This window comes from Mycobacterium sp., assembly GCF_049673265.1.
Taxonomy (GTDB): domain Bacteria; phylum Actinomycetota; class Actinomycetes; order Mycobacteriales; family Mycobacteriaceae; genus Mycobacterium.
This window is the reverse complement of the sequence record NZ_JBATXN010000235.1, coordinates 1-10,959: the sequence shown is the minus strand read 5'-3', so window position 1 is coordinate 10,959 and position 10,959 is coordinate 1. Positions and strand designations below refer to the sequence as shown.

Sequence of the window (10,959 nt, the reverse complement as noted above, 5' to 3'; positions counted from 1 at the left end):
TTCTCGGCAGGCGAAGGGGTGGCGTTGCCGCAGCGTTCATCCAGCTCCGCACGACGGCGCTGACAGGTGGCGCTCAGGATCCGATGGTCAGCTAATGCACAGCAGGACGCAGCAACTCCAGCACCGTCCGGCTCAGCCTGATCGGGTCGATCGGGTGCGAGACCGCTGCCTCGGCCCGTGACCAGCTGGCCAGCCAGGCATCATCGCGCCGCCCGGTGAGCACCACGATCGGCGGCCCCTGTGCAATCTCGTCTTTCAGCTGCTTTGCGATGCCCATCCCGCCTTCTGGGGTGGCTTCGCCGTCCAGGATGGCCAGATCGACGTTTCCGGCGTCTACCTGCTGGATGACCACCGGACCAGTGGCCACTTCGACGTAGCTGAGCTCGGGCAAATCCGGGTGCACCCGCTTGCCCAACGCCAGCATGACGTCCTGTCGGGTCTTGGCGTTGTCGCTGTAGACGAGGACCCGCAGCGGGCTGGTGGCAGACACGGTGCAGATGGTACTGCCCGGCGACGATGCGGGCTGCTAGCAGGCTCGCCGCGCCGCTACCGCGGCGCCCGCACGAAGTACATGTCTGCCGAAGCTGTGGCCGTCTCGCCGATCATGCCGACCCGGTTCCAGTCGAGGTTGAACTGGGCCCTGTCGACCTCGGTTTTCGCCGATAACCGCACCGAGCCATCGTCGAGCACGATGACACGTACCGGTAGCTGCACCGGCGCGGTGACCCCCTTGATGCTCAACGTCGCCTGCAAATCAGCGGCGTTACCGGTGGTCGGTTGGACCGCGGTGACCTCCACGCTGATCTGCGGAAAGCGCTCGACATCGAAGAAATCGGCCGACCGCAGGTGCTCGTCGCGTTTGCCGATTCCGGTACGCAACGACGCCGCCTGGATGTCCAGGCGGCCGAAGATCGCACCTTTGCCGGTGATCTGGCCGTCGGCGTTGAAGTCGGTGAACTGGCCTTTGACGCTGATCAGGCCCCACATGTTCTTGATCTTGAAGCCGATCGTGGATCGATCGGCAACGAGGTTCCACACACCTGCGGTGTCAGGGTCGTTCAGCAGCGTTTCCACCGTGGTCATCTGCGCCGCTCCTCCTCATCGCTTCGCTCTGCATCGTCGACGTCGCGGGTCATCTGCGCCGCTCCTCCTCCGTTGTCCGGCTAGCTCATCAGCGGGGCGAGCTCGGCTGGGTCGAAGTACTCGTCGATACGGCTGATCAGGGAGTTGTCTCCCAACTTAATCACGATGCACACCCGCAAAGCGATCAATGCGCCGTCGTGGCCGGTGGCGTGCAGGATGTGCTGCTGGACGAATCCGCTGACGGCACCGTGGAACAGCTGCCGGTCGAGGATCTCGTAGCGGCGTTGCGTGGTGACGCCGATGAACCAGCGCAGCACCTTCAGCGCTCGCTCTTTGTCGTTGTCGCGGCGGGCCCCGACCCGCCATACCGCGATGTCGTCGTCGAAGAGCTGCTCAAGCGCGGCCTCGTCGCTCCGCTCGATCGCCGCGAACAGTTGATCGGCCACGTCGACGATGACTTCGGCAGCGGGCATGGCGTGTCTCTCTATTCGTCCTGGTAACCGGGGTGCGCAACGGAGAGACGGTGGCTGACCAGCGCACGCAGCGCCGATTTCAGCTGGTCGCTGGTGCCGTCCAGCTCTCCCGCCCGGATGGCGGCAGCCAGCTGCGCTTCGTCGTCAAACCCGGCCTCGGCGAGGGCATCGGTGACATCGTCGGCCGAACCGGCGAGCAATTCGCGCTCCACGATGCGCAGCACGTTCGCCGCGACGCGGGCATGGAAATTGACCTGGCCGCTCGTCGACTCGCGGACATCGGTCTCGAGGAATTCGGCGACCGCGGCGACAAGTTCAGCCGCAGTCGGACGGCCATGTCCGGACGTCATCAGGTCGCGGGTGCCTCGGGACCGCGATCTACTCCGGTGCGTAGCTTCACCGACGCCGAGTAGGCGAGCGAGCGGAATCGCAGCACCGGATCATCCGAGGCTTCGATGCCGTCGGTGACGCGCATGGGGTCGAACACGACGATGTCGTCGCCATGCTCGCGTTCGGTGTCGACGCCGGTGATATCGAGGGTGCCGACCGTGACGGTCTGGGTGCTGCGCCACGGTTTGGACGGATCGACGGTCGAATCGCCGTCCGCCGCGACCTGGACTTGGTAGGAGAACCGGACCGGTTCCGACGCCAGGCGCTCGTCGAGCTCGTCGATCAAAAAATCTGCGCTTCTCTCGGCCGCGATCCGGGGCGGCAGAAACTCTTCGCTGGCGGCCGGAACTAACTGGTACCGAACGAATCGCGTGCTGCCGTCGGCGGCGATCCAGCGGAAGGCGTGCAACCCGTAGTACTGAATGGTCGCGTAGCTTGCCGGGACTCTGTTGGCGGCGCGCAATATCGGCAACGCGCCGAAGAAGCCGGGATGGGTGGCGATGTAGCCGGCGAGACGCAGCGGCGTGGTAATACCGGGACGCATCGCGCGCAGTAGAGCCACGAAGCCGTCGGGTGTGCTGGACGCGAAAAGCCTTGCAGTTTGCGTTGATACGTCTGTGGTCGACCCGTCTGGCAGCGTGAACTTCACGGCCATTCCACGTATTCCGGGCGCATTGTCTCGCGCCGCCGGATTGCCTGTGCCATTGGAAAACCGGATCAGCGCGGGCACAGCCGCACCGCTCAGGTGTGCGGCGCGGGAGAGTCGGGCGGCCTCGTCGGTGGCAGTGAAGGTCCCGCGGTAGAGCTTGCCCTTGGCATGCAACGCCCGTTGGCCGGGCTGAGCCCCGCCGGTGCCACGGATCGCGTCGATTGCATCATCAGGAGTGACCACAGCGGAATCTTAGGGTCAACCGGTCTGCAGCGCGGCGTTGTCGAGCAAGTTGAGCAGGTCCCATTCGGTCTCGCAGACGCGACGGCCGATCGCCGCCAGTTCCACCGAGCGGTTCTGCCCGCTCAAGTGACGCTCGGCTTGGTAGCGGCAGATGACCCCCCAGCGCAGCGTGGCCAGAACCAACCACCAGTGAAACGCCTCCCGGTCGATGGTCGCCCCGCCGGCCTGCTCGTAGGCGCACAGAAAATCCTCGACACTGCCTAAGCCGCCGGCGGCGCGGCTGACCGGCGCGCCGAATCGCCAGGCGCGGATGCAGAACCAGGCCAGGTCTTCGTAGGCCTCGCCGATCTGCACCAGCTCCCAGTCCAGCACCGCGGCCAGCGTGGAACCGTCGACGATGAGGTTGCCCATCCGATAATCGCCGTGCACCAGCACGGTGGGCGACGGCGTGGGCCGGTTGGCGGCGAGCCATCGAAAGGCCCACTCGAAGGTGGCGGTGGTGTCGCTCATGGCATCGAGTCGTCCGCGCCATTCGTCGAGTTGGTCCACGTGAGTCAACCCGGGGAGGTTCGAGTCGGCCCGGTGGATGGCCGCCAGCGCCTGCGCGCACTGCCGCAGTAGCCGTGCCCGGCCGGCTGCCCCTCCATCTTTATCGAGCGTGCGCTGAATGCGCCGGACGATCGTCTCGCCTTTGATCTCGTCACAGATCAAAAACGGATTACCCAGTGCCGCAGGCGAATCGTCGGCAACCAAAACGTGGGGGACCGGCGCGCCGCTGGCCGCGGCGGCGCCCTGGGCACGGGCTTCCAGCTCCATTCCGGCGTGCACGTCGTCGGGCGGCCCGATACGCAAGATCAGTGACCGGCGGGCCTCGCCGGTGACGGCGTCGAATGCCCACGTTGTTCGGCTGGCGCCACCGGTCAACGCGCGCAAGTTGTCGATCCCGACGTTGCCGCCCAGCATCGGGCCCAACACCGCGGGCAAGCTGTCGTGCAGAGTCACTTTTTGCCGAAATTGAACAGCCGCTGCGCCACCCGACGGATCTGAATCTCCTCGGCGCCCTCGGTGATCCGATACCGGCGATGGTGACGGTAGATGTGCTCGAACGGCTCGTGACGGCTATAGCCCAGGCCGCCGAAGACCTGCATAGCGCGATCGGCGGCGTCGCAGACCAGTCGATTCGCGCGATAGTTGGCCATCGATACCTTGTCGGACACCTCCATGTGGTGGTCGCGATCCAAGTGCCAGGCCGCGTACTGCACCAGCAGTCGCACCATCTGGGCCTCGGTCTGTAGCTCCGCCAACGGCCACTGCACGGCCTGATTGACCGCCAGCGGTTTGCCGAAAACCGTCCGTTCTCCGGCATATTCGGCGGCTCGATCGATGCAGTACTGCGCCGCACCCAGACTACTGGCGGCTTGCCGAATTCGGTTCTCGTGCAAAAACGTTTGCGCAACCTCCAGCCCGCGATCGACCTCACCGAGTACCGCATCGGCGGGCACCCGCACATCATTCAGCTCGACTTCGCCGTGATCGGTGGGCATGTTGAACGTCCACCAGTAATACGGGACGCTAAATCCGCTGGTGTCGGTCGGGACCAAGAACGCGGTGATGCCCCGAGCTTGGCCCGCCTCGCCGGATGTGCGGGCGAAGATCAAGTCATGCGTGGCACGGTGCACGCCGGTGTTGAACCGCTTGGAACCGTTGATCACCCACTCGTCACCATCGGGTTTGGCGTGCGTTTCCAGCCACGTGGCATCGGAGCCGTGCCGCGGCTCGGTGAGCCCGAAGGCCATCGAGCGTTCCCCGGTGATCAGGGCCTCCGACCACAGGGCGCGTTGCGCGTCGGTACCGAAGCGCTCCATCATGATCACCTGCGGGAAGTTCCCGACGATCGACGACTCGTTCTGCAAGTCGTTGTGCAGGCCAAGACCCTTGTGCGCCAGATGCTCCCGGATCACGGCCATATCGACGTTGGTGCCGTCGCGGCCACCCAGCGACGCCGGTAGCCCGTAGCGCAGCCAGCCGGCCTTGTCGGCGCGCCGGCGCATCTCGGAGAGCAGATCCTCCCACTCCGGGGTCGGGATGCCGTCGTTGTCCCAATCCGTGCGGGCGTGTTCGCGACGCTGATCGAAGTACTGCATGTGCTCGGCCTGCAGCGGGGCGATCTCATGCTCGATGAACGCGTCCATGTCGGCGAGCAACCCCGGAAGGTGTTCTGGCAAGGTGAAATCCATTGTTCTGCTCCTTACACGCCGTACAGGGTTTTCTTCCAAACCGTTGACAATGTCGCGATGGCGTCTTCGTCGCTGATCTCGATGCCGAGTCCAGATGGGCCGACGAACACCGTTGTGAAGTTCTCGAACAACAACGCGATCGCGGCCGCGATGTGCTCGGGGTTGAGGTCGGATGCGTAGCCGTGCTGTTGAGCGCGTCGCACTGAGGCCGCGACGATGTCCATGCCGAACCGCCGGAATTCGTTTTGGACCGCGGCAAACCGCTGCTGGGTCGCTGCCAGTTGCGCCATCGCAATCATGATGCCGATGTTCTGCTTGAACATGTTCCAGTAACCGGTGACCACCGAGGTGAAAAACGCGTCGTCGTCGGGGGAGTCCGGCAGGTGCAGGTCCGACCCGGAGGCGGTCACGACGTCGTGCAGGAATGACTCGGCTAACGCGGCCAGGAGATCTTCCTTGTCGGCGAAATATCGGTAGAACACCGCCGCAGACTTTCCGGCCGCCGAGGTGATGTCGGCCAGCGTCGTGCCGTGAAAGCCGCGCTCGGCGAACAACTTTCGGGCAGCCTGCTCGATCGCCGCCTGCGTCTGGCGGCCCTTGGTAGTCAAACGGTCGGTCGGCATCAGTTCCTGATCCGGTCACCGGATCGCAACAGGGCACCCGGCAAGTCATGGCCCACAGCTGATCTCGCCACGTCGGCTGCGTTGATAGCAGCCTGCAGGTCGATGTCGACGTCAATGCCGCTGTCGCGTAGCAGGTACACCAGGTCCTCGGTGGCGATGTTGCCGGTGGCGCCGGGAGCGAACGGACAGCCACCCAGCCCGCCGACCGATGCATCCAGTCGGGTGACGCCGGAGCTGACTGCGGCGTACGCGCTGGCCAGCCCGGCACCGCGGGTGTTATGGAAATGTCCGCCCAGCGGAAGTCCGCCGATCACCGGACGCAGCTGTGCGATGAGCGAACTCACTCTTCCCGGGGTGGTGGTTCCGATGGTGTCGGCTATAGAGAATCTGTCGACGCCGCGATCGCGCGCTGTCGCGGCGATGTCGACGACGCGCTGGGCCGGAGTGGGCCCCTCGAACGGACAGTCCCATGCGGTGGCGACGATGACCTCGACGGTGACGTCGCTGTCGTGGGCGATCGCGACGATCTCGTCGATCTGATCGGTGGCCTCTTGACTGCTGCGCCCGACATTGGCCGCACTGAATGCGTCGCTGGGCGACACCACGTATTCGATCGAACGCAGGCCGGCCGCGACGGCCCGCCTGGCACCATTGGGGCTCGCCACCAGCGCGGAGAACTCGATGTCGGGGTAGTGGCGCAACTCAGCCGCGAGCTCGGCGGCATCGGCCATCGACGGCACCTTCGAGGGGGAAACGAACGCGGTGGCCTCCACCTCGCGCACCCCCGTCGCGGCAACGGCTGCCAGCAGTTCCAGCTTGGCCGACAACGGGATTGGCTTTTCGATTTGTAACCCGTCACGCAGCGACACCTCGCGAATATCCACGTGGGTCATAGCACCTCCTCGGCGCGCAGCTCGTCGAGTTCCTCGTTGGTCTTGCCGAGCAACCCGATGTAGACGTCGTCGTTGTGTTGTCCGGGGCGCGCCGGGCCGGCGTTGCGAACACTGCCCGGAGATTCCGAGAGCACCGGCACGACTCCGGGACCCAAGACCGGCCGCGCGAGCCGCTCGTCGTAGTGCTCGACGAGCATGTCGCGGGCGCGCAACTGCGGATCGTTGACCACTTCGGCGACGGTGTTGATCGGGCCCGCGATCACACCTGCGGCGGACAGGGTTTCGATGATCTCGCTGGGCCCGCGCTCGGCGGCCCAGTCGCCGATGATTTTGTCCAGTTCGTCCTGGTTGCGGCCGCGGGCGCCGTGGGTGGCGAACCGGTCATCGGAGGCCAGTTCCGGACGGCCCATCGCTCGGCACAGTCGCGCGAACACGGTGTCCTGGTTTGCCGCGATCACCACCCAGGAGCCGTCGGCGCTGCGGTAGATGTTCGACGGTGCGATGCCCTCCAGACGAGTGCCGGACGGACCGCGTACTACACCGCCGGCGTCGTAATCCGGGATCGTGGATTCCTGCACTGCCAAGCATGATTCGTTCAACGCGACGTCGACGACCTGGCCGTGGCCGGTGACGCTACGGCGATACAGCGCGGCGAGCGCACCCTGAGCGCCGAACATGCCGGCCAGGCTGTCGCCGAGCGACAGTGCCAGCCGGGGCGGTGGTCCACCGGGGAAACCGTTGAGATGCCGCAGCCCGCTGGCTGCTTCGGCCACCGAGGCATAACCGGCCTTGTGTGCGTCGGGCCCGGTCTGCCCGTAGCCCGATACCCGAACCAAGATGATGCCCGAGTTGCGTTGGCTGAGAACGTCGTAACCCAGGTTCCACTTCTCCAGGGTGCCGGGCCGGAAGTTCTCCACTACGATGTCGGATTTCTCGACCAGATCCAAGAACAGCTCACGGCCGCGCGGGCGGCGCAGGTCCAACGTGATGGCCTTTTTGTTGCGCGCATGCACCGTCCAGAAGACGCGGTGCCCGTCGACTTCGGCCTGCCCCCATGTCCGCAAGGGATCCGGTGCGCCCGGTGGCTCCACCTTGATGACCTCGGCGCCCATGTCGCCGAGCAGCCGGCCGGCGAACGGACCGGCGATCAGCGTGCCGAGCTCGAGCACACGGATGCCGTCCAGCGGTCCCGTGGGAACAGTCATTCTTTGCTCGCGAAGTTGTGCCGGACTAACCAGTCGGTGACGACCTCGACGGCAGCCCGCAGCTTGTCACGTTGATCCGGGCCAGCGTAATAGTGTGTGGCGCCGGAGATTTCGTGGATCTCTTTATCGGGATGGCCAATCGCCTCGAACAGCCGTCGGGTGTGGCTGGGGGTGCAGGCGTCGTCGGCCAGATTGCCGATCACCAAGGCCGGCACCGCGATGTCCTGGCCGCAGGCCACCCCATCGCCGTGCGCATCGTCGTAGCTCCATTGCGAGAGCCAACTGCGCAAGGTGGAAAACCGGGCCAGGCCGACCGGGCTCATGTTCACCACTTGAGGATCGCCCAGATAGCAGGTTCCCGGAGTGCGTTCGTTCGGATCGACGTTCGGATCCAGCCACCGCGGGTCGGCCATCGTGCCGTGCACGACGAATCCGAACTCGTCATCGGGACGGCCGTCGGCTTTGAGTTCGGCCAGTTTGGCTTTGACCCAGGTGGTGATTCGGCGGTTGCGGCTGATCTGTGCTTGCCGATAGCGGGCTAGGAACTCTTCACTGTAGGGCGGTTGATTGGGGTTGTCCGGGTTGTAAAGGTCCAGTTCCGGGTCGCGGTTGGTGGGGTCGGCCTCGTCGAGAATCGACGCATCCAGCCATTCGGTCAGCGTGCCGTGCCGGCTGATGTGTGCCGCCAGCAGCATGATGCCGTCGGCGGCGGGCAGATCAAGCTTGGTCAGATCGGGCCCGTCACCTGACGGGCCCGACGTGATCGTCGGGTGCTGCGCCTGCTGCTGATAAAACACCGACAGCGAACCGCCGCCGCTCCAGCCGGCGAGCACCACCTTCTGATAGCCCAGACGTTCCTTGGCGTCCTTGATCGCCGCGCCGAGGTCCTCGACCACCTTCTCCATCAGCAACGCCGAATCGGTGCCGCGGAACCGGCTGTTGCAGTAGATGACGTGGTGACCGGCCCGGGCCAGCGCATTGATCATCGGCAGGTATGCACCGCCGCCGATCGGATGCATGAACACCAGCGCGGTGTCGGACTGCTTGTCTTTCGGCTTGAGCAAATAGCTTTCCAGCACGGTGATCTCGGCCAGCCCACCGTAAACGTCCCGGACGCTCGAATTGTTCTCGAACGCAACGAGATAGGGGATGCGGTCGTAGTCGTGCTTGATCGCTGTCGTCATGAGTGCTGTCCTAGGTCGTGGGCCAGCACCTCGGCTGACGGGGTCAGTCGCCGACGGGTGTCGACGGCGATCACTTGCCAGTCGACGCGGGAGTATTCGTCGAACTTACGGCGGGCCCGGTCGCGCGCCTTCTCCGGCGCGCCGTGGTGAACCCCTTGTGGCGCATGGCTAATCAGCCCCGGTGGCATCGGTATGCCATAGAGCGAACCGCCGTGGAAGAACGCGATCTCGTCGTAGTCCACGTTGCGGTGATACCACGGTGTGCGTTCGGTGCCCGCAACACCTTCGGCGGGCTTGGGCAGGAAGTTCATCACGTAGACGCCGGTGGCTTGCATGAACAGGTGCACGGTCGGCGGCAAGTGGACGCTGTCGGAGGTGATCACGTTGTAGTCGCCGATATTGAAGGTGAACGCGAAGTTGTCGCCGCGCCACCCTTCGACGTCGAGCGGATTGTGTTGGTAGAACAGCGTTGTCGGGCCGCCCTCGTGGACGAGCCGGACCTCGTACTCGTCGCGCCCGTCGTCCTCTAGCGGCTCTGGCTCGGGGATGACGGCCTGCGAGGGGTCAAAGGGGAAATGCCGGCCCAGCGAACCGGCTGGCGGGACGCGGAACTCATCGCTGGCCTCGATCATCAGCCACGTGGATTCGGCGTCAGGCACTTGGCGCCAGGTGCATGCCTTGGGGACGTACACCCAGTCGCCCGCACGGTAGGGCAGCGGCCCGAACTCGGTCTCCAGGAGACCCGTGCCCTGGTGCACAAAGCAGAGCAGATCACCGTCGACGTGTCGGGTGTAGAACGGCATCGGCGCCTGCCGGCTGGATAGTGAGATGCGGCAGTCTGCGTTGGCGAACATCAACAGCGGCCCGCCGTTGGCATCGGTGGCGTCGCTCGGCTTGAGATCGCTGGACAGCACGTCGATGGGGCGCAGCGGACCCTGCGACCGGTACGCGGTGGGGTCGTGGCGGCGGTACATGTTGGCGGTTCGACCGGTAAATCCACCGCGGCCCAGTTCGTCGTCCTTCAACCCGTCGAGATCAGCATGGAGCCGGCGCGGTGTCCTGCCTTTGCGCAGGTGAATGAAGGATTCCATGACGGCTCCAGGGTTACGACAGCATCGGCGACGAGGGCAGAACTGAAAGTGACATTACTTTTTGTTTTGTCCCGGCACAAGGGTCCTGCACACGTCGGCGGGACCGCGGGTGGCGCTAGTCGATCACTCAGGGCCGAAAGGCCCTTGACCAGCCACCCGTGCTGGGAGGGATGATAAGGAATGTTCGTGTCGGCCACGATTAGACGGGCTGCCGCCGTTGTCGGCCTCGGGTGGGTGACCGTGGTAAGCCCGGGTGTTGCGCACGCGGAGCCGCAGATTCCCCAGAATGCAGACATCATTTGTCCTGACATTGCCGGGATTAACTACGTCCGGGATGCCAACGATTCGAGGGCGTTCTACCTCTGCGTCGATGGAGAGCAAACGCACCGCTTCCGATGCCCACAGTTCATGCTTTTAGTCATGGCGGTGCCGCCGAGGTGTCTTCCCATCCGTTAGCACCGACGCCGCCGAAGCGGTCTGATGCACTCGGCTGCCCATCGGCGCCGACGAGGGTGTTTGCGAGCTAGTCGCGAACGCGGAGGACGACTTTCCCTTTGGCGGTGCGGTTTTCCAGCGATGCAATCGCGGCGGCGGCCTCGTCCAGCGGGTAGATCACCGGTTGCGGAGCAGCCAGCCGACCCGAGGCGAGCAGCCGCTCGAGGTCGGCCCATTGCGCGGTCAGCGCACCGGGATGGGTACCTGCCCAAGCTCCCCAGCCGACACCGACGACGTCAATGTTGTTGAGCAGCAGCCGATTCACCCTCACCGTGGGTATTTCGCCGCCGGTAAACCCGATCACCAGCAGCCGCCCGCCTGGAGCAAGCGAGCGCAGCGAATCAGTGAACCGGTCGCCGCCGACCGGATCGACCACCATGTCGACCCCGCGGC

General features: G+C 65.1%; 13 protein-coding genes. All 13 read right to left on the bottom strand.

Annotation, left to right across the window (positions count from 1 at the left end):
- Positions 1 to 91 precede the first annotated feature (91 nt).
- Positions 92 to 490, bottom strand: a complete 399-nt coding sequence (locus tag WBF82_RS08425; protein WP_424382592.1) for a hypothetical protein — start codon at positions 488 to 490, stop codon at positions 92 to 94.
- A gap of 56 nt (positions 491 to 546) precedes the next feature.
- Positions 547 to 1,083 (bottom strand): YceI family protein, encoded by a 537-nt coding sequence (locus tag WBF82_RS08420; protein ID WP_424382591.1) that lies wholly within the window; start codon positions 1,081 to 1,083, stop codon positions 547 to 549.
- Positions 1,084 to 1,163: 80 nt separating this feature from the next.
- A complete protein-coding gene (locus WBF82_RS08415) occupies positions 1,164 to 1,556 on the bottom strand; it encodes a nuclear transport factor 2 family protein (protein ID WP_424382590.1) in 393 nt (130 codons plus the stop codon).
- Positions 1,557 to 1,567: 11 nt separating this feature from the next.
- The gene (locus WBF82_RS08410) at positions 1,568 to 1,906 is read right to left on the bottom strand and encodes a DUF6285 domain-containing protein (RefSeq protein ID WP_424382589.1); all 339 of its coding nucleotides are present in this window, start codon (positions 1,904 to 1,906) and stop codon (positions 1,568 to 1,570) included.
- Positions 1,906 to 2,838 carry a catalase family peroxidase gene (locus WBF82_RS08405; RefSeq protein ID WP_424382588.1) on the bottom strand — a complete coding sequence of 311 codons (933 nt, stop codon included), beginning with the start codon at positions 2,836 to 2,838 and terminating at the stop codon, positions 1,906 to 1,908. The genes WBF82_RS08410 and WBF82_RS08405 overlap by 1 nt, the downstream gene beginning before the upstream one ends.
- 15 nt (positions 2,839 to 2,853) lie before the next feature.
- Positions 2,854 to 3,801, bottom strand: coding sequence for a phosphotransferase family protein (locus WBF82_RS08400; RefSeq protein WP_424382594.1), 948 nt, complete (start codon positions 3,799 to 3,801; stop codon positions 2,854 to 2,856).
- A gap of 35 nt (positions 3,802 to 3,836) precedes the next feature.
- Complete coding sequence (locus tag WBF82_RS08395; RefSeq protein WP_424382587.1) at positions 3,837 to 5,075, bottom strand: acyl-CoA dehydrogenase family protein; 1,239 nt, start codon at positions 5,073 to 5,075, stop codon at positions 3,837 to 3,839.
- A gap of 11 nt (positions 5,076 to 5,086) precedes the next feature.
- Positions 5,087 to 5,698: a TetR/AcrR family transcriptional regulator gene (locus WBF82_RS08390; protein WP_424382586.1), complete on the bottom strand. Its 612-nt coding sequence runs from the start codon at positions 5,696 to 5,698 to the stop codon at positions 5,087 to 5,089.
- Entirely contained in the window at positions 5,698 to 6,591 is an 894-nt protein-coding gene (locus WBF82_RS08385) for a hydroxymethylglutaryl-CoA lyase (RefSeq protein ID WP_424382585.1), read from the bottom strand. The genes WBF82_RS08390 and WBF82_RS08385 overlap by 1 nt, the downstream gene beginning before the upstream one ends.
- On the bottom strand, positions 6,588 to 7,796 hold the full coding sequence (locus WBF82_RS08380) for a CaiB/BaiF CoA transferase family protein (RefSeq protein WP_424382584.1): 1,209 nt from the start codon (positions 7,794 to 7,796) through the stop codon (positions 6,588 to 6,590). Before WBF82_RS08380 ends, WBF82_RS08385 begins: the two co-directional genes overlap by 4 nt.
- Entirely contained in the window at positions 7,793 to 8,968 is a 1,176-nt protein-coding gene (locus tag WBF82_RS08375; RefSeq protein ID WP_424382593.1) for an alpha/beta fold hydrolase, read from the bottom strand. Before WBF82_RS08375 ends, WBF82_RS08380 begins: the two co-directional genes overlap by 4 nt.
- Positions 8,969 to 8,976: 8 nt before the next feature.
- Positions 8,977 to 10,071 carry a homogentisate 1,2-dioxygenase gene (locus WBF82_RS08370; RefSeq protein ID WP_424382583.1) on the bottom strand — a complete coding sequence of 365 codons (1,095 nt, stop codon included), beginning with the start codon at positions 10,069 to 10,071 and terminating at the stop codon, positions 8,977 to 8,979.
- A 523-nt stretch (positions 10,072 to 10,594) separates the two neighbouring features.
- Positions 10,595 to 10,959, bottom strand: a 365-nt coding sequence (locus tag WBF82_RS08365) for a zinc-binding dehydrogenase (RefSeq protein ID WP_424382582.1), incomplete at its 5' end; no start/stop codon positions are given.